The 19,861-nt window shown below is 44.2% G+C and carries 14 protein-coding genes; 4 read left to right on the top strand and 10 right to left on the bottom strand.

The features are described 5' to 3' along the window. Positions 1 to 16: 16 nt before the first annotated feature. Together DXA54_RS16990 and DXA54_RS16985 are read left to right on the top strand one after the other, a co-directional pair. On the top strand, positions 17 to 2,053 hold the full coding sequence (locus tag DXA54_RS16990) for a thiamine pyrophosphate-dependent enzyme (RefSeq protein ID WP_120080131.1): 2,037 nt from the start codon (positions 17 to 19) through the stop codon (positions 2,051 to 2,053). A gap of 12 nt (positions 2,054 to 2,065) precedes the next feature. After that, on the top strand, positions 2,066 to 2,572 hold the full coding sequence (locus DXA54_RS16985; protein ID WP_008999128.1) for a flavodoxin: 507 nt from the start codon (positions 2,066 to 2,068) through the stop codon (positions 2,570 to 2,572). 124 nt (positions 2,573 to 2,696) lie between these two features. On the opposite strand, the gene prmA is transcribed toward DXA54_RS16985, so the two are convergent. Then, positions 2,697 to 3,545 carry a 50S ribosomal protein L11 methyltransferase gene (gene prmA, locus DXA54_RS16980; RefSeq protein ID WP_120080129.1) on the bottom strand — a complete coding sequence of 283 codons (849 nt, stop codon included), beginning with the start codon at positions 3,543 to 3,545 and terminating at the stop codon, positions 2,697 to 2,699. A 152-nt stretch (positions 3,546 to 3,697) separates the two neighbouring features. On the opposite strand from prmA, the gene DXA54_RS16975 reads away from it, so the two are divergent. Both DXA54_RS16975 and DXA54_RS16970 read left to right on the top strand, forming a co-directional pair. After that, a complete protein-coding gene (locus tag DXA54_RS16975) occupies positions 3,698 to 5,029 on the top strand; it encodes a hypothetical protein (RefSeq protein ID WP_074637180.1) in 1,332 nt (443 codons plus the stop codon). A gap of 25 nt (positions 5,030 to 5,054) precedes the next feature. Beyond that, positions 5,055 to 6,728, top strand: a complete 1,674-nt coding sequence (locus tag DXA54_RS16970) for an OmpP1/FadL family transporter (RefSeq protein WP_120080127.1) — start codon at positions 5,055 to 5,057, stop codon at positions 6,726 to 6,728. A 121-nt stretch (positions 6,729 to 6,849) separates the two neighbouring features. Here DXA54_RS16970 and DXA54_RS16965 read toward each other — a convergent pair whose 3' ends face one another. The 9 genes from DXA54_RS16965 to DXA54_RS16920 all read right to left on the bottom strand — a co-directional run bounded on the left by DXA54_RS16965 (position 6,850) and on the right by DXA54_RS16920 (position 19,845). Beyond that, positions 6,850 to 7,659, bottom strand: coding sequence for a fimbrillin family protein (locus tag DXA54_RS16965; RefSeq protein WP_004307597.1), 810 nt, complete (start codon positions 7,657 to 7,659; stop codon positions 6,850 to 6,852). Between the two features lie 40 nt (positions 7,660 to 7,699). After that, positions 7,700 to 8,170, bottom strand: coding sequence for a nucleoside deaminase (locus tag DXA54_RS16960; RefSeq protein ID WP_120080125.1), 471 nt, complete (start codon positions 8,168 to 8,170; stop codon positions 7,700 to 7,702). 155 nt (positions 8,171 to 8,325) lie between these two features. Then, positions 8,326 to 9,312 (bottom strand): Gfo/Idh/MocA family protein, encoded by a 987-nt coding sequence (locus tag DXA54_RS16955; protein WP_004297399.1) that lies wholly within the window; start codon positions 9,310 to 9,312, stop codon positions 8,326 to 8,328. A gap of 449 nt (positions 9,313 to 9,761) precedes the next feature. Further along, positions 9,762 to 10,985 (bottom strand): alginate lyase family protein, encoded by a 1,224-nt coding sequence (locus DXA54_RS16945; RefSeq protein ID WP_117514893.1) that lies wholly within the window; start codon positions 10,983 to 10,985, stop codon positions 9,762 to 9,764. 41 nt (positions 10,986 to 11,026) lie between these two features. Further along, positions 11,027 to 12,451: a hypothetical protein gene (locus DXA54_RS16940; RefSeq protein WP_120080123.1), complete on the bottom strand. Its 1,425-nt coding sequence runs from the start codon at positions 12,449 to 12,451 to the stop codon at positions 11,027 to 11,029. 15 nt (positions 12,452 to 12,466) lie between these two features. Then, positions 12,467 to 13,981: an IPT/TIG domain-containing protein gene (locus tag DXA54_RS16935; protein ID WP_120080121.1), complete on the bottom strand. Its 1,515-nt coding sequence runs from the start codon at positions 13,979 to 13,981 to the stop codon at positions 12,467 to 12,469. Positions 13,982 to 14,000: 19 nt separating this feature from the next. Then, positions 14,001 to 15,482 carry a RagB/SusD family nutrient uptake outer membrane protein gene (locus tag DXA54_RS16930; protein ID WP_004297404.1) on the bottom strand — a complete coding sequence of 494 codons (1,482 nt, stop codon included), beginning with the start codon at positions 15,480 to 15,482 and terminating at the stop codon, positions 14,001 to 14,003. A gap of 20 nt (positions 15,483 to 15,502) precedes the next feature. Beyond that, positions 15,503 to 18,619, bottom strand: coding sequence for a SusC/RagA family TonB-linked outer membrane protein (locus tag DXA54_RS16925; RefSeq protein ID WP_120080119.1), 3,117 nt, complete (start codon positions 18,617 to 18,619; stop codon positions 15,503 to 15,505). Positions 18,620 to 18,642: 23 nt separating this feature from the next. Continuing rightward, complete coding sequence (locus tag DXA54_RS16920) at positions 18,643 to 19,845, bottom strand: alginate lyase family protein (RefSeq protein ID WP_120080117.1); 1,203 nt, start codon at positions 19,843 to 19,845, stop codon at positions 18,643 to 18,645. Positions 19,846 to 19,861 lie beyond the last annotated feature (16 nt).

Here is a 19,861-nt window from a genome sequence, read left to right as displayed (position 1 = left end):
AAGAACTTCATTACTCATGAAAAAGAAATATGATATAAAGACTACAGATGTAGAAACCCTGAAAAAGTGGTATCATCTGATGACATTGGGGCGTGCCTTGGACGAAAAGGCACCGTCTTACCTGTTGCAATCTTTGGGTTGGTCTTATCATGCTCCCTATGCAGGGCATGATGGTATTCAACTTGCTGTCGGTCAGGTATTCACCCTCGGTGAAGATTTCCTGTTTCCATACTACCGGGATATGTTAACCGTGCTTTCCGCCGGAATGACCGCTGAAGAAGTTATCCTGAACGGTATTTCCAAAGCAACGGACCCGGGTAGCGGAGGACGTCACATGTCGAACCATTTCGCCAAACCGGAATGGCACATTGAAAACATCTCCTCTGCTACTGGCACACACGACCTTCACGCAGCAGGTGTGGCCAGAGCAATGGTATATTATGGATATAAAGGCGTAGCCATCACTTCTCACGGAGAGTCGGCTACTTCCGAAGGATTCGTTTACGAAGCTATCAATGGTGCCAGCCTCGAACGTCTTCCGGTGATTTTTGTAATACAAGATAATGGGTATGGTATTTCCGTACCCAAATCGGAACAGACTGCCAACCGTAAAGTAGCCGAGAACTTCTCGGGCTTCAAGAACCTGAAAATTATCTATTGTAACGGAAAGGATGTATTCGATTCGATGAATGCTATGACCGAAGCGCGGGAATATGCTATCAGTACCCGTAATCCGGTTATTGTGCAGGCGAATTGTGTCCGGATCGGTTCGCACTCCAATTCAGATAAGCACACCTTGTATCGGGATGAGAATGAATTGGAATATGTGAAAGATGCTGATCCCTTGATGAAGTTCCGCCGGATGCTGCTGCGTTATAAACGTCTGACCGAGGAAGAACTGCAACAAATAGAAACTGATGCAAAGAAAGAATTGTCTGCTGCCAACCGGAAGGCTTTGGCTGCTCCCGATCCCGATCCTAAAAGCATTTATGATTTTGTAATGCCCGAACCTTATCAGCCACAGAAATATAAAGATGGTACACATGAGGCGGAAGGGGAGAAGACTTTTCTGGTCAATGCCATTAATGAAACATTGAAAGCTGAATTCCGCTATAATCCCGATACCTTTATTTGGGGACAGGATGTGGCAAACAGGGAAAAAGGAGGCGTGTTTAATGTAACCAAAGGTATGCAGCAGGAGTTCGGCGAAGCCCGTGTATTCAGTGCACCGATTGCGGAAGATTATATTGTAGGCACCGCCAATGGAATGAGTCGCTTTGATCCTAAAATTCATGTGGTGATTGAGGGAGCGGAGTTTGCCGATTATTTCTGGCCTGCCGTAGAACAATATGTGGAGTGTACACATGAGTACTGGCGTAGCAATGGGAAATTCGCTCCGAATATAACTCTGCGTCTGGCTTCCGGTGGCTATATCGGTGGAGGCTTGTATCATTCTCAAAACCTGGAGGGAGCTTTGACCACTTTACCGGGGGCACGTATTGTCTGCCCATCTTTTGCGGATGATGCTGCCGGATTACTTCGTACCAGTATGCGATCCAAAGGCTTCACGCTGTTCCTCGAACCGAAAGCATTGTATAATTCGGTAGAAGCAGCGGCAGTAGTGCCGGAAGATTTTGAAGTACCTTTCGGAAAAGCACGTATTCGTCGTGAGGGATCAGATTTAAGCATTATTACCTATGGCAATACCACCCATTTCTGTCTGCACGCAGCAGAACGATTGGAAAAAGAAGGTGGCTGGAAAGTGGAAGTCATTGATATTCGCTCCTTGATTCCGTTGGATAAAGAGGCGATATTCGAATCGGTCAAGAAAACGAGCAAGGCATTGGTGGTTCATGAAGATAAAGTATTCTCCGGTTTTGGTGCGGAGCTTGCTGCTATGATTAGTGGAGAGATGTTCCGCTATCTCGATGGACCGGTGCAGCGTGTCGGTTCTACTTTTACTCCTGTCGGTTTTAATCCGATTTTGGAAAAGGAAATTCTGCCGGATGAGGCCAAGATATACGAGGCTGCCCGGAGATTATTGGAATATTAAATAGTGTGGATTATGAAAAAGATAGGTTTATTTTATGCTACCAAAGCCGAAAGAACGAGTTGGGTGGCAGAGAAAATACAGAAAGAATTCGGTAAGGAAAAGATAGAGACAGTGCCTATTGAACAGGCTTGGCAAAATGACTTTGCTGCTTATGACTGCTTCATTGTGGGTGCTTCCACTTGGTTTGATGGAGAACTTCCTACTTATTGGGACGAACTGTTGCCGGAACTCCGGACAATGAAATTAAAAGGTAAGAAGGTTGCTATTTTCGGTCTGGGAGATCAGATACGCTATCCGGAGAATTTTGCAGATGGAATCGGTCTGTTGGCGGAGGTATTTGAAGAAGATGAAGCTACTTTAGTTGGTTTTACTTCTTCCGAAGGTTATACTTTCGAACGTTCCAAAGCTTTGCGTGGTGAGCAGTGGTGCGGTTTAGTTGTCGATTTGGATAATCAGTCCGAGCAGGCGGAAAAGAAAATAAAAGCATGGTGTCAACAGGTAAAGAAAGAGTTCGCGTAACAACTTTGTTTCTCCTTATAAGATAGTGACGCTATCCGATACAAATAGTGACGGTATATGCTATGGATAGCGGCACTATCCCAAGCATATACCGTCACTATTTTTTCTACATCCATCAGGACTCTTATCCTTTATAAACAAACTTTACCTCTGCCCAACGATTCTTCTCTTTATAATGAACGAAAGTCAGTCCGTTCTTTTCCGCTTCTTCGCGGATGGCGGCAATGTCGTCTACATAAAATCCACTCATGTAGAGTTCGGAATCCGTATGCATGCAGGTAACATATTGCTTCATATCATTCAGTAATATATTCCGGTTGATGTTGGCGATGATAACGTCGAAAGGTCCTTTTCCTGTAAGCGACGAAGCATCTCCTTGTGAAACGGCAATATCGTCTACGTGGTTCAATTCGATATTTTCGATGGAGTTTCGTACACACCATTCATCAATATCGATGGCTGTACAGGGGCGTGCGCCCCGCATACGTGCGAGGATGGCAAGAATTGAAGTTCCGCAGCCCATATCGAGCAGAGATTTATCTTTCAATTCGCTGTCCAACAATTCTTCAATGATGAGGCTGGTAGTCTCGTGGTGTCCTGTTCCGAAGGCCATTTGAGGATTGATGACAATGTCATATTCCGCTTTGGGAACATCTTGGTGGAAAGTGCTGTGAATCACACATCGGTTTCCGATAATGATGGGTTGAAAGAAATTCTTTTCCCATTCTTCATTCCAGTCCTTATCTTCTGCTTCGGTGTATGTATAAGTAATATCCGTATCGGGTAGGGGGAACTCGGTGATGGCAATCTTGATGGCGTTTTCATCACAGATTGTCTGTTGGATATATGCGGTCAGTCCGCCTTCACACTCAACAAAACTTTCAAACCCGACTTCACCCAGTACGGCAGCCAGTACGTCAGTGACGATTTCTGTGCAAGGGTGGGTGCGGAATGTGAACTCAAAATACTTCATAGTTGTTTTTAATTCTGGTGAATAATGGACAAAGATAGTTAGAAATAGGGATTTCCCTATTATCCTTTGGGGAAAATCTCCCTCGGACGAAAAATCTCTTCCTTATCTTTGTAACATGAATAAGTTTAAGTAATTACATAAACCGAGATGATATGAAAAAGATTGTTTATTTCTTGCTATTTGCCTTGTGCCTCCCGATAGGCTTGATGGCACAAAGCGTTGATGACGACCTTTACTTCATTCCTTCAAAAGACAAACAGGAGAAGAAAGAAACTCCGGTTAAGAAGGAAACGAAGAAACAGGTGACCAACATCTATACTTCACCGGGTACTACAGTAGTGGTTCAGGACCGTAAGGGAAGAACACGGGATGTGGATGAATATAACCGCCGTTACGATGCACGTGATAATGAATTCGTAATGGATAATGATACCTTATATATAAAAGAAAAATCTAATCCGGATTTGGACGGAGAATGGGTGACAGGCGAATTCAATGGTACGGAAGACGACTATGAATATGCTGAACGTATCATCCGTTTCCGCAATCCGCGTTTTGCTATCAGCATCAGCAGCCCGTTGTATTGGGATGTAGTTTACGGTCCGAATTCATGGGACTGGAACGTATATACCGACGGTATGTATGCTTATGCGTTCCCGACATTCAGTAATCCACTCTGGTGGGATTGGCGTTATGGCTCTTACGGCTGGGGATGGAACTATGGCTGGGGATGGAATCGTCCTTACTACGCTTGGGGATATTCTCCGGGTTATTGGGGCGGCTGGTATGGCGGCTACTGGGGTGGCTGGTATGGCGGCGGTTATTGGGGACATCACCACCACTGGCACGGTGGTCCTAGCTGGGGCTGGGGCGGAGGTGGAAGCGGTCATTGGACAGGTCCTACCTATACAAACCGTCGTTCTTCTGGACAAAGCAGTTACAGGAATCCTTCCACTGTTCGTCGTTATGGTTCGAGTGCCGTTCGTTCCAGTGGTTCTTCTGTTCGGGGAGGCTCTGCAGTTCGTTCAGAAGGTAGTTCTGTTCGTTCTTCTGGTTCTACTTATAGCAGGGGAACTACTTCCAGGCGTGTAGTGGGTACACGGACTTCAGGTGAACGCAGTGGCTCAAGTAGTCGTAGCAGTGCTACTTATTCTCGTCCAAGTAGTACTAGAAGTAGCGGAAGTTCTTCATCTTCCCGTTCGACTGGTTCTTCTGGTTATTCGCGTTCGTCCGGAACCACTACTAGGAGCAGTAGTGCAAGATCAACTTATAGTCGTGGTAGTTCAGAAGCACCGCGTAGTTATTCTCCAGCGAGTAATAGTAATACCCGTTCTTCTTCCTATGGTACTTCTCGTTCTTCTTCACGTAGTTATTCTCCAGCTTCGTCAGGTGGTAGTAGTTCTCGGGGCAGTTATTCGAGTGGTGGTTCTTCTAGGTCATCATCAGGTGGAGGCTCCTCTCGTAGTGGCAGTGCCAGAAGATAAGTATTAATTAAACGGTTTTACAAGAATGAAAAAGATAAGTGTTTTAATTGCTCTAGGGATGTTGATGATAGCGCCTTGGGGAATGGCACAAACGATATATGATGGTGCCAAATTAACAGGAAAAGATTTAAATGGAACTGCTCGATTTGTGGGTATGGGTGGAGCTATGGGAGCTCTTGGAGGAGACATATCTACAATGGGGACTAATCCGGCAGGTATTGGCCTTTATCGTAGTAGTGATGTAATGACTTCATTTGGGTTTTCTCTTTATGGGAATGAAAGTCAGTATTTGGGGAAAAAGTTTAATTCCGATTTAACTAAAGGAGATTTTAATAACATCGGGTTTGTGTTTTCTTCGAAGATTGGTAATGAAACTCCGCTGCGTTTTGTGAATTTCGGTTTTAACTATCATAAAGCGAAATCATTTAATAACAACATGCGCATGGAAGGTAATTTGGGGCTTTACTCCCAAACCTATCTAATGGCATCTCAAGCAGCTGGCATTGAAAAATGGGGAGATTCGCCTTATACGGATAATGGTATTGGGTGGCTTTCTATTCTTGGAGCTGATGCTGGGCTGATTAGAGATATTACAATACATGACAAAACAGGAGGGGTAAACAATATTCCTTATACCTATAAGGATGAACAAGGGAAGGAGGTACAGTATAAGGATATAAATGGTAATCCTCTTTATATCTCTCCTGGACATTTTGAAGGAATGTTAGATAATGGATATGCAAATTTTCGTTCGGAAGAACGCGGAGGAATTGACCAATATGATTTTAATATATCGTTTAATTTTAATGATCGGGTATATTTAGGGTTGACGCTGGGTGCTTATTCTGTAGATTATAATAAGTATACTTTTTATGATGAGGATTATGGAAACGATGAAGGATATAGTTTGCAGAGTTGGAATAGAATAAAGGGGTCTGGCTTTGACGTGAAGTTGGGGGCTATTATTCGTCCTTTTGAATATTCGCCTTTTCGAGTTGGATTAGCTATACATACGCCAATATTCTATAGTTTGGATTATAAAACGAGTGCACAAGTTATATCGGATGTGATGGATGTTGTAACTGGAGAAATAAAAGGATATGACGTGAGATCATGGGATAATCTTCCGGGAAAAGGGGATATGATTCTTCCTTTCGATTTTCAAACTCCTTGGACTTATAATGTAAGTTTAGGATATACGGTGGGTAAGAGTTTGGCTTTGGGAGCAGAGTATGAGTATCAAGATTATTCTTCCATGAAATTTAAAGATACCGAAGGTAATTCTTCTGCTTATGAATTTGAAAATAGTACGACATCTATGTTGAAAGGGGTTAGTACTGTTCGTCTTGGTTTGGAGTATAAAGTGATTCCACAGTTTGCTTTTAGGGCAGGATATAATTATAGTACTGCGGCTTTCCATCAAGATGCTTTCAAAGATTTGGCTATTAACTCTATTCAGACAGATACAGACTTTGCCAATTCTAAATCAATGAGTAATTATACATTGGGTATTGGTTATCGCGGATCAATGTTTTATGTTGATTTAGCTTATAAATACTCTACATATAAAGAAAACTTCTATCCGTTTGTGAATGGATTTACAGATGAAGATGGTAGTACAATCATTGGTTCACCAGAAGCAACGAAAGTTACGAATACACGCAGTCAAGTGTTGTTTACCGTAGGTATGCGCTTCTAATCTAATAAAGAGACAGTTTTCAATTTCAATAATAACTTTTGTGTGTAAAAAATCCCTGGAATGCTGAGTGTCTACAGCGGTTCCGGGGATTTTTATTAGTATCACTTTTTATTCTTTAGTCTTATCTGAATAGTGGAGTTCGTTCGTCAATGATTCCGCGTCTTGCGTACATTTTTACCGCAACAGGAGTTCCGGCTTCTATGGTAATGTCCTCCTCTGCGATGATAGGTTCTTCTTTACCGTCCTCCAGGATAACCGTTCCTATTTTCTCGCCGGCTTTGATGATCTGTGGAATCAAGTTAGTCAAGATACCTTCAGATACTTTCCGAATATCAATGTATTCCGGTTTTGCATTGGGGTCAGCTTCGATTTTGCCGCTGAACAAGTCCTGTACACCTTTGTTCTTCAAGAACAGTTTAACGATTGCTCTACCTTCGTACGGCTGGTTGTTCTCGTCGAGCAGAACGACGGGTGTTGTCATTCTCTTGAATGCAAGAGCAACATTCTTAGAACCTTTGTTGGCTTGGGCTGTACCGAACAAATATTCTAAGCCACCCTTGATTTCACGATAGCGGCTGCTCAATGATCTGGTAGTAGCTGCTTCGTCGGTCAATTCAGGATAATGAGCATAGAAAGTAACTGTTTCCGAATCGGTGCCTGCCTCGTTCCAGGTCTGGCTATCCATACCTATGGCAAATGGATGATAATCCTGCTCGGCAACGGACATTGAGATGACATCTCCGGCAGCGAAATTGTTCTTTAACGGAAGTGTCAAACTGCTGCTGTTACGAGTAAGAGCATTGTTGATACTTTGGTCAATAGAAGTAGAAAAGTCGATCACTTCTTTACTGGGATCTTGCAGTTCTTCTTGCTGTTGACAACTGAACAGGCATACTGATGCCATAACAAATAAAAGGCTTTTTCTTTTCATTTGAGGGGTAATTAATAGGTTAATAATAGTGAGAGGTTTTTTAATATTCTACTCTGTCTTCTTTGGCCACCCAGGCTTTGAAGGCAGTAAGGGCTTCATCATGTAGTAAGATTTCGGAAGGAAGCTTTCTGTCTTTAGGCTTCAGTTCCAGTTCGTCATAGATAAAAGAGTCGTCGAAGCCAATATTCTTGGCATCGGTCTTATTGTTTCCATAGTACATTTTATCCAATCGCGCCCAGTAAATCGCACCGAGACACATGGGACAAGGTTCGCAGGAAGTATAGATTTCGTATCCGCTAAGATTAAAAGTACCGAGTTTGGCAGCTGCGGCACGTATCGCACTCACTTCGGCATGAGCAGTTGGGTCACAAGATGCCGTAACACGATTTACTCCTGTTGCAACTATTTCCCCCTCTTTCGTGGCAATCACAGCACCGAAAGGACCTCCACCATTTTCAACATTTTCTTTGGAGAGCTCGATTGCTTTCCGCATTAAGTCTTCTCTAGTCATGGCACAAAAAATATATTGTTAGTTTCATTTTCCCTTTGCTTCTTTTTACAAAGATAGAAAAAACTAACAATATACAATGGAATATTCCTATTAATTTTTTAACAGTATCAGTAAACTTCGCAAGAAAATGATACTTTTTTTTGCTTTTTTTCGGGTTATAGTTTACCTAATATCTTGTCCATTACCCAGTTAGTGAGCGTTGCACTTTCTCCGTCGCAGGAGCAAACGGACTTACCTAACAAGTGATCGACCACTGCCTGAATAAGAGGTTGTTGCACATGTTCCGGGTTACCGATACAGATTTCTTCCCGTCCTTTTTCGGTATGTAAGCCGATAGGCTCATAAGTAAAGACAGAGAAACAAATCATTCCCTTGTCACCGATAATTTCAATACGGTCTTCGCGGGCAGAGTCATGGGCTACGAAACACCAGGAACCGCTACCAACCAATCCGCTATCAAATTGGAAACAGGCGCTTAATGTATCTTCAGCAGGATAAAGTCCACCCCGATTGCTCTTATAACCGCTTGCTTCGAGGATACAACCGAACATATCCTGCAACAAATCAATTTGATGCGGAGCAAGGTCGTAGAAGTAGCCACCTCCGGCAATGTCAGCCTGCACACGCCAGGGAAGGTTGTCACGATTGTAATCCAGATCGCGTGGCGGCTGGGCAAAACGAATTTGCACATTGATAATATTACCGATAGTACCGTTCTCTACCAGTTCCTTTACTTTCTGGAAATAGGGGAGATAACGGCGATAGTAAGCAACGAAACAGGGAACTCCCGTTTCATTGGATATGCGGTTGATGCGCGTACATTCTTCGTACGTCACAGCCATTGGTTTCTCAATATAGGCAGGTTTGCCTGCTTTCATGGACATAATGGCATACGTAGCATGTGAGGAAGGAGGAGTGGCAATGTAGATGGCATTTACTTCCGGATCATCGATCAGTTCTTGTGCATCGTCATACCATTTTTTGATTCCTCTCTCTTTGGCATACGCTTTCGCTTTCGCACCGTCACGACTCATCACGGCTACGACTTCCGAATGTTCTACTTTCTGGAAAGCGGGACCGCTTTTGGTCTTGGTTACTTCTCCACAACCAATGAAGCCCCATTTGATAATCTTTTCACTCATAATATATACCTATTGTGTCTGCTTAAACAAACCCCAAAGATAAAGCTATTTTTTGTCAAGAGCAACTTTATTGATTATTAACTTAGCAGAGACAGTGGTAAAACAGACATTACGTTTTATTTCAATAGAGGCTCTGTTTTACCTGAACAGACGGTCTGTTAGGAGAGAACAGAGCCTCTAAAAGATGGCAACGCACACTCTAATTCCGGTAAGAAGCAAGGTGAAGATCGCTATGCACCGGGTTGAAGGAGAATGAACACCGGGCAAAACTGAAAGGAAAGCCGGGGTGGGGGAACTTTCCTCTCTATGAATATGATTTTTTCTTTGATATATAAAAAGAAAGGAGGGAATCACAATTCCCTCCTTTACGTGCAGTTTAATTGAAACTACTTTATCATTAACTCTGTAAAGATACGACATTCGGAAGCGAAAGTCAAGTCTTTGAGAGTTTATTTACTTTCCTCTTTCAGGAAAAGAAGATTAAAAAGATCTTTCGGATTGCTTTTCCGGAACTGCTGATATGCCTTTAAATAATCGGTACGAGTGGAATCTAGCAGATACAGTCGATACAGGTCTTTACATAATTCCTGTTGTTTACCGTTCCATTCGCTGATTTGCTTGTAAGGCCATTCTTTGACTCCTTTGCCGAGATATGGCTTCAGAAAATCGGCAGCTTTGTAAATGCTTCGTCCGTCAGCAGAACTGACAGAAAGAACAGGTACATGGGCTTTTTCTCCCATAGTCGCAATATCTATCAGATGTTGCAGATTAAATTCTGAATATCCGAAAGCCAATGTCCGGCGTAATTCTTCGGGCTGTTTGCCGTCCGGTTCAATCTGTTTGAATACCCGCTTCTTGGGAACTTCCCGAAGTATCCGTTCGGCTACTTTATGATTGCCTGTATAGAGTGCAAATGCAATGGCTTGTGCATCATAAGCAGTACTATGATTGTTGGGGCGGCTGGCTTCTTCTTTTCCTTGTTCGCTAGTCAGAATCCAGTCCAGTAATTGCCCGAACCATTTTTTTAGCTGCTCTGAATCTTTCGAGGTGAACGAACGGGATTTTTCAAGAAGCTGAACGGCATCCAGCATTTCCACTAACGAATAAGTATCTATCACACCATAGCAACGGCCAAGATCATTATTATGTCCGGGCGCAACCTGCGCATATTTCAGATGTGGGTTCATGCAGGTTTTCTTATCTAGAAACCAGACACGAATCTGTTTGGTTGCTTTCAGTGCATACTGTTCTTTGCCACTGAAATACCACGCAAGTGCGAGTGTAGTGACATTATTTGCCATCTCTCCCAAGCGGTTACGGTCCAGTTTATCCAGTTCCGGATTGGATACACCATCACGGCTGATATAAGGTTTACCGTCCGGCTTGGTCGGGTCCGGCCAGAAATAGCGTGCCTGGCTCAAGTAGTCGTGTTTGTCTCCGCTTGGTGGCGTTTTATCTTTCATCATAACAGAAAGATAGTGGGCGTTCAAAGCCTTGTCTGCCTGCTTTAGTAAGTTCTGATAAGTGGCGCTGTATGCGGGTTGATTGAGAGACTTTTTCACTTGTTCCAGATGTTCCGCATTCCAGATGCTCTGGGCGCAAACAGTCATTGCAACAATGCTGAAAGCCAGTGACAAACGGATTCTCTTGGAGTAGTTCGCTCGTAGATTCATGGGATAATATAACTTTTTGGGTACTCGTTTTATTGTATTGTCTATTTCTCGTAATATACATTCATAATGATGGTGTTCAGTTTTCTGTCTGTTTGAATATTCAGCTGTTTCACCCAAATCAATCCGAATTTCTCCTTATGATAGAAGTAATACACTTCTCCTGCTGCAACAGTCGGAGTATTTGTTTTGATATCAGACGCTTTCACATCTCCGATGTCATCCCGGATATTGGTGATTTCACCGTTTGTCACTTTGGTAATCAGTGCGTCATCTGTGACTTTTTTGAACGGAGTTGTCTGTGTGGATTCTTTCCAGATGGCATAATCATTCAGATTCAAAGCTGTACCATTGCAAAACTGACTGTTCAGAAGATTGGTTCCGATATTGGCCGGGTTCAACAGACGCGCTGTGGGTGCACCGCTAGTATTATCCATTGCGAAAGTAACCCATTCTTTATGTTCGACTACATCGCATGGAGTCATCGTCCGTCCATTCGTAACATCAAAGAAAGCATTCTCCGTTCCATGACTTCCCAGTTCGATATTCTCCCAAAGGATGTATGGCAGGGTAGGTGTCGGTTTCACAGTTACGCTTCCCGATACGGCTAGTTCCTGATTATCTCCCAACACGTTGTCATACACTAATACAACGTTGTCGATTACTAAATTTTCGGTAATGTCTTCGGGAGCATTGAAAGAAAGACTGGTAGCGGTAGCTGTAAACTCGTAAGATTGACCGTTTACCATTAGTTTCTTGATAATATTCAGGTTGGTTCCGGCCAGCGTAATAATGGCTCCTGTGCCCACTTCTCCTTCCAGAACAGTGGTGACAGTAGGAATAACCGGTGGCACGATTACTTCAAAATCATTAGATACATTCACGGTATTGGTGGTATACGTAACGCTCAACTGGACTTTTTTAGTTACATCGAAAGTTGAGGGTACGGTTACCATAAGTGAAGTATGCGAACGGTCCGGATTGGGATCGAAAGATACCACTTGATCTCCGAAGTTTACCTTAGTAATCAGGTGCATATTCTTTCCTGTAAGTGTGATCTTATCTCCGATAGTAGCAGAACTTACATCAGTGGTGACACCCGGCACTACCACTTCGAATGCATCACTCAAAGTCAGTTTGTGTACCGAATTGTAAGTGGCAACGACAGAGATATGCTGTGTCACTTCAAAATTATCGGGCACCGCCACTATCAGCGTGGTTTGTGAACGGTTGGATGGCTCGGTGGTGATGTTGACCACCTGATTGTCAAAAGCCACTTTAGAGATCAGATGCATATTCTGCCCGGTAAAGGTAACCTCGTCACCGATTGCTACGGAATAATCCGTAGCCAGTGGATTGACAGACGTTTCCGGAATTATAATTTCATTGTCACGGGTACATCCGTACAACAAACCTATCAGACAGAACAAGACTGCCGATAATGCGGTAAATTTATATTGTCTTTTCATTGTCTTTCGTCTTTTTTAGTAACGTTGATAATACAGGTCGAAAGTAATCGTTGCATTGGCATCATTCGTCGCCTTAACAGTGTCAAAATCTACATTGACAGAACGGATAATCATGATACCGAATTTATTCTTCTTCAGATTCTTGAACACAACGACACTGCCTGCCTTGTATATATTCGATGCTTCTTTATCCTCTGCTTCCGTTTTCTGACGGCTGCGTACCGAGTTGGAACCTTCCGCATCCATATCAATATTGAATAATGCTTTGGTAATCTCGTCGGTAGGAGATATTTCTTCGATGTTTCCTTCTTTAATGTTTCTAATCAGTTCGCCATATCCTTTGCTTTCCTGAAGTACAAGAAGTTTGGTGACAGTAGAAGTAAACTCACCAAAGTTTTCGTTGACTTCGGCTTCGGTAGAAGAACTTTTCAATGGAGGCAATGGAGTACCGTTACACCAGTAGTTTCTCAAATTAGCTTTTATGTTCTGCGGACCGTTCAATGCAAAGTCATTATTACTGTTGTGTACCGCTGCAAAATCAATCAGGGCACGGGAATCCACATCTTTCAGGATACAAGTGGTGGAAACCTGTCCGGTAGTTCCGTTAATCATATTACCGAAATCTTCATTGCGGTGTGCGCCCATCTTCAGATTCGGATAGCTGAATACTCTCGGAATAAATACATAACAGTCATTCCGTAGTGTCAGACTGCCTGTTCCCTCATAATATTTGGCCAGAACATCCACAGTAGCACTCTCCGGCAATTCCGGAACACGGAATACAATGCTGTTGGCAGTCTTCTCAACGAAGTTAGTCACTTTCACTTCATCCCCGAAATGGATGCTTTCAATCAAATTCAGGAAAGTTCCGTTGAGGGTAATCAGACTTCCCTCGGTCACCCGTTCTGCCATTGCGTCAATGGTCGGAATATCTTTGATGATCTCAAAAGCAGGACCCTCCGGTTGAGTGAACTGCTCTCCTGTAGAGTCAAGATAATAGAGGGAGATAGGAGCGGCATCCGTGATGACGAAAGGAATGGTTGCTACAATTTCTCTTTCGGACTGATAGGAGATAGAAGCCTCTTTATCACCGAAACAAACTTTGGACACGATGTCCAGATTCTCACCCTGTATTTCAATCTGATCTCCCACGTGCGCTCCGGCAGGAACATTCTTCACTTGGGGAACCGGATATACAATCGTAAATGACTGCTCACTTTCCGTCTTTTTTTCTTTCGTACTAAGAACGATTTTCCCGTTTCCGGCATTGGCGGGAACTACAATAACAATCTCCTGTTGAGAGAGCTTATAGCGTATCGTAGCTTCTACGCCACCAATCGTTGCCTTTTGTATATCGCGCAGGAATTCTCCTTTGATAGTGATTTCCTGTCCGAACTTACCGCTTGTCGGGGTGAACTCTATAATTTGAGGATCACCCTGCTCGATGACATCAGTCGATTCTTTTTCGTTGCAGCCTGCCAGCGCAGTGAGAACGAAGAAGATGAATAGGCTATAGAATTTATTTTTCATGATTCAGTGTCGTTTAGTATTAATAGTTAGGGTTCTGTGTGATGACGCCCGGATTATTGTCGATTACGCTTTGTGGAATCGGAAGTATCAACTGATAATCCTTTAACTTGTTGATCTGTTGGGTGTAGCCTGCATAGAAATCCCATTCGGTTTCCTGAATATGCTTGTTGATTACCTCTATGGCCTTGCCCCAACGCAAGAGGTCGAACCAGCGTTGATTTTCGAAAGCCAGTTCCAGACGACGTTCTTTCTCAAGATAGGTGCGGAATACGTTACGGGTAGTCACTGCATCACTCTCGATTTTGCTTAGTCCGGCACGTTCACGTACCAGATTCAGGTATTTCAACCCGGCAGAGGGACCGTCTACTTCGTTCAATACTTCCGCATACATCAGTAGTACATCTGCATAACGAATGACAGGCCAGTCATTTTCAGCATCGTATCGTATGGATACTTCCGAAAGGAATTTCTTTACATAAGCCACTTGTGCTTCCACGTCTTTACTCTTATCATAATAACTGTCTGCCATGCTGACGTCCTTTCTCAAATCCTCTTTGCTGTAAGCGGCGGATATTTCTTTCGTAGGATAATTCTTACCGTCACCGCTACCCGTGATTACGTTCGCGCCACTGTTTTGCGGTGCAAATGTATTGGCAAACGGAGAACCGATTCCCAGACTACCGCTTTTATAGCGTACAGTGAAGATAATATCATCGTTCATCTCTTTGGTTGTATCAAACACGTCGGCATATTTGACATTCAGTGTCTCGCCTTTGGCAGTCACTACATCGCTTAATAACGGTTTGGCATCTTCATACCGTCCGAGGGTAAGATACACTTTAGCCAGTAGAGATTTGGCTGCCAGTACTGTGGCACGTCCCAGATCATTAGAGCTGTATGTGATGTCCTGTAAATCCGTAACGGAACGTTTCAGATCGTCGATGATTTGCGCATAAGTGGCCTGCACCGAACTACGGTCTTTCTTTAGTGATTCTGCGATACTGATCTCTTCTGTCACCAGAAAGGTTGGGCCGAAGAGACGTACCAGATTGAAATAATGATAGGCACGGATAAAGAGAGCTTCACCCTCAAATTGTGCACGTTTCTTTTCGTTCTCCACTACGGCCAGCACTTCAGGTTTCAGTATTGAGTTGCAGTTATTGATATTCTGATAGGTAGCTTCCCAGTAGGTGCGGATATTCGGGTTGCTGGCGTCCATTGTTCCAAGGTCCAGTGCCAACAGTTGCATGAATGCGTCGTTGCTGGAACGGGTGCCGTTCATGCGAGTGTTGTCCGAGCGAAGTTCCGTCAACGCCCATTCTATATTCAGTGGAGCGTGTATGCCTCCGTAACAACCGATGACGGCTGTGTTCACTTCCGCTTCATTTTGGTAGAAGTTGATATCGGCTATGTAAGAGTCCGGCGTGATGTTCAGGTCGCAGGAGGCGAGTCCCAACGCACAGGTTGAGAGAATACCGATGAATGTATGTTTTAGTTTCATTGTTATTTGTCTTTAAGGAGTTAGAAATTAAGTTCGAATCCGAAAGTGACTGTCGATTGCAGGGGGAACCCACCTGACTGGTAACCGTTGATAAGAGGAGAACTGTAAGAACCACTCGTCTTACGTGCTTCCGGATTAATACCACGGTAGTCCTTGGACCAGATATAGAACAGGTTCTGTCCTGAAGCATAAAGACGGAGTGAACTGATACCGATCTTCTTCAACTGCTTCTTATTGAACTTATAGCCTAAAGTCACATTGCGCAATGCTACATACGAGCCGTCTTCAATCAGGTAATCCGTAAATTCCCAGGCGACACCGCCATTTGCTGCGAAAGAGGGAGTTTTTCCGTCGCCCGGATAGTCTGCACTGATCCAGCGGTTTTTCACGTAGTTGCGGTTGAACTTCTTGGTTTCGGTAAAGTAACCGTCACCGTTGAATACATCCAGTCCGTGAACTCCCTGAATCATAACGTAGAGGTCGAAGCCTTTCCAGGTCAGTGTATTGGTGAATCCCCATGTTGCTGTCGGGAATGGGTTGCCGATTTCTGTACGGTCTTTGTCATTAATCACTCCGTCGTCGTTGATATCTACAATCCGGAGACTGCCTGGTACGGCACTGGCCAAGTGGGGAACAGCGTCCACTTCTTCCTGACTTTTGTAAATACCGTCTGTCTTGTAGCCGAAGAAAGAAATGGCTCTCTTGCCTACCTGTGCCAGATATGTTTCGTTACGTTCACCCGTAGAGATCAGTCGTTCTTCTCCCGAAAGTTCCAGTAACTTGTTGAAGTTGGAAGAGATATTGAATGAGCTTTCCCATTCAAAATTCTTGGTGCGGATATTATGGGTATTCAGTTCCACCTCAATACCACTGTTGCGGATACGTCCGATATTATTCCAGTAATTATTGAATCCGGTGAAAGAAAGAACCGGCTGTTTGAATAATAACTGTTTGGTGATGGAGTAGTATCCGTCCACTGTCAGGTTGATACGGTTGTTCAGGATGCTCAAGTCGAATCCGGCATTGTATTCGTAAGTCTGTTCCCAAGTGATGCGGTTGTTACCTTTGGTTTCGTTGGTCTTGGCGAGTCCGGAGATCAGATTGCCATTTCCCTCTCCCAATGCGTAATTGTTGGGATAGAGCAGGTCATAGTATGAATTGGCAGGAATGCTGTTATTACCTGTCACACCGAAACTGGCACGGACTTTCAGCAGGTTCAGCCAACCGAATTGTTTCAGGAAAGATTCTTCCGATGCACGCCATCCTACGGATACCGAGGGGAAGTAACCCCATTGATGACCGTCGGCAAACAGAGAGCTTCCGTCTGTACGGATACTGGCAGAAAGCAGGTATTTCTCATCGTAACTGTATGTGGCACGTGCCAATAGGGACATCATTGCCGTACGGTATTTCTGGGTATAAGTTCCGTCGAGGTCGAAAGAAGTTGCAGCGTTCAGCGTATGGATATAGTCGGTGGGGAAGCCCAGTCCGACGATACCGGCAGTTCTTTCAGAAGTAGTCTGCGCTGTATAGCCGGCCAGTATGGAGTAGTCATGCTTCCCTGTCTTTCCGGTATAGTTTAACGTGTTCTCGCTCAATAAGTCGATATACAGACGGTTGGTATAAGTACCCATAGCTGATTCTTCATCTTTCTTCGCTGCATAATCGCGATATTGATTGTTCTGGCGATACTTGATAAAGAAACCGTTGGAAGTGGTGAATACCAGTCCTTTCATCAGTTGGACATTGAAAGAGGCATTTGCTTGTAGGTTGTAGTCCTCGCGGAAACGTTCTTCCGTATCCATCAGTGAACGCGGATTGTTGTTGCTCGAACCGAAAGGACTGCTGGTTGGGGTGAAAGTGGTTCCGTCCTCACGGGTATAGGTGACATTGCTGAAGTCACTGCCTCGTGCATACGAACCGATAGGTTTGCCGGTCAGCGCAGAAGTGGCAGCAGTATGGCGTACAGGCATGAAAGAGGGCGTACGATAGAAATCCATGAAGTTGGTGGCAGGAGTTTCTGTCTTGGTGTACGACGGTGCCAGATTCAAACTGAAGTCTACCCGTTTGGATAGTTTTGCATTGATGCGTGAACGCAGGTTCAGGCGGGTATAGTTGCTGTTGAGCATGATACCGTCTTCCTGTGCATAGTTGCCCGAAATATAATAAGTGATGTCATTCTTGCCACCTGATACGGAGAGCTGCACCTGGTGAATCTGCGGACTGCTGTTCAATCCTTCTTTCTGCCAGTCGGTGTAGTTATCAATGAGACCGAAAGCCTCCTCTGTCTGTGACATTGTTTTATTTTTCAATACCGATTCGTATCCGATCATGCTGCAATAATCTTGTGAACTCATGATGGGATGTAACTTATAAGCCCATTTCAAACCGGTGGAAGCTTTCACGCTGTATTTCGGTTTACTGGCTTTTCCTGTCTTGGTAGTAACCAGGATAACGCCATTGGCTGCACGTGAACCGTAGATGGCTGCCGAAGCGGCATCTTTCAATACTTCGATGGAAGAAATATCCGCCATATCGAGTGTGGAAAGACCGTCCGGTGTGGGATAACCGTCGATGACGATCAGCGGAGAACTGTCGGCACTGATAGAACCCATACCACGCACACGGATTTGCGGGGCGGCTCCCGCTTCGGAAGTAGAGTTCTGTATATTGACACCGGCAATTTTACCTTGTAATAACTGGTCTACCTGGGTCACGGGAATATCTGTCAGGTTGTTGATATCCATCTTGGACACAGATCCCGTCAGGTGAGACTTTTTCTGCACACCATAACCTACGACTACCACTTCATCTAGTGTCTTTGTATCTTCCAGCAGGTGAATATCCAATTTGTTTTTACCGTTGATGGCAACTTCCTGTGGGGTGTATCCGATGTATGAAACCACCAGGATAGACTTGGAAGAGGGGACACTCAACGTAAACTGACCGTCCATGTTGGTGATTGTACCTGCGGTACCACCTTTTACTTTCACATTCGCTCCGGGGATTCCACCCTGACTGTCGGTCACTGTTCCGGTGACGGTAAACGACTGTGCATAAGTGACGGTAACGCACGGAACACAGAATAACAGTATCAATGCCATTACCAAAGGGTAATGAATAAATTTGTTCCTCATCTGATTAGTATTTTAAGTGTTTCTTATTCTAAACTATAGATTAAATGAATTCTTTTGTTAGCGGGTGTCTCGCGGAATTGAGCGCCGATGGCTTCATATCCGGCTTTCGGATCAAAGAACGATGCACGGCGAAGAATCCAGCAGGCTTCTTCCTGTTTCTTGTCCCATTCCTTGATTTGTTGGTAAGGCCATTCGCTCTGTGGTTTGCCGATATATGGAATCAGAAATTTCAGTGCTGCCGTGATGGAACGTCCGTCCTGGCTGGTAGCGTTGTAAATATCCTGTCCCAGCGTGGAGGCGATTGAACACATATCGAGCATGTGTCCCAGATTGAAGATCGTATATCCCAGGGCAGTAGTGCGTGCAAGTTCCAATGGCTGTTTGCCATCCGGTTCTATCTGTGCGAACAAACGCTTTTCGGGAAACTCCTGAATGGTTTTCATGGCAAGGTCTTGATTGCCTGTATATAGAGCATAAGCTGTCAGTTGCACGTCATAAGCCAGACCGTGATTGTTCTTTGCTCTCTGTTCTTCGGCAGCTACGGGACTGGTCTGCATCCATTCCACTAGTTGCGTGAACCATTCTTTCATCCCTTTCTTTACTTTGGGAGTAAATGCTTTCGAGTTCTCCATTAATGTCATGGCATCAATCATTTCCGTGAACGAGTAAATATCAATCATGCCTGCACCACGTCCCATGCCTTTATTCTTTCCGGGGATGGTTTGTCCGTAAGTGAGGTGCGGATTCATCTTCGTCTTGGCGTCCAGAAACCAGACATTCAGGAAATCTACGGCTTTTTGCGCATATTTCTCATCACCGGAGAAGTAATAGGCAAGTCCCAGTGTGGTGACTGCTTTCGACATATCTCCCAGTTTGTTGCGGTCGAGCTTATCCAATTCCGGATTTCTTTGTCCGTCTTTACGGATATAGGGCAAACCGTCCGGTTTGGATGGATCCGGCCACCAGTAAGGGCCCATGCTCATATAATCGTGTTTGTCTCCGCTATCTGCTGTCATTGTTTTGTCCATTACGGACGGCGGAGTCATCTTCAAAGCCTTGTCGGCATCTCTTAAAAGAGTTTTGACGGCAGGGGCATATAGAGGTGAATCGGCTTTTTCTTTTACTTTGGCTAATTTTTCCGCAGCATAGATGCGGGTGTTGGCTACCTGTGCGTTCAGTGTGAAAGCAGAGGCGAACAATAATGTGCATACTAATAAGTTTTTCATATTCTATTGATTTTAT

It is taken from the genome of Bacteroides sp. OF03-11BH, from assembly GCF_003604005.1.
GTDB classification, from domain to species: Bacteria; Bacteroidota; Bacteroidia; order Bacteroidales; family Bacteroidaceae; genus Bacteroides; species Bacteroides ovatus.
Note: the sequence above shows the minus strand (reverse complement) of the source record. Positions and strands in the feature narration are given on the sequence as shown.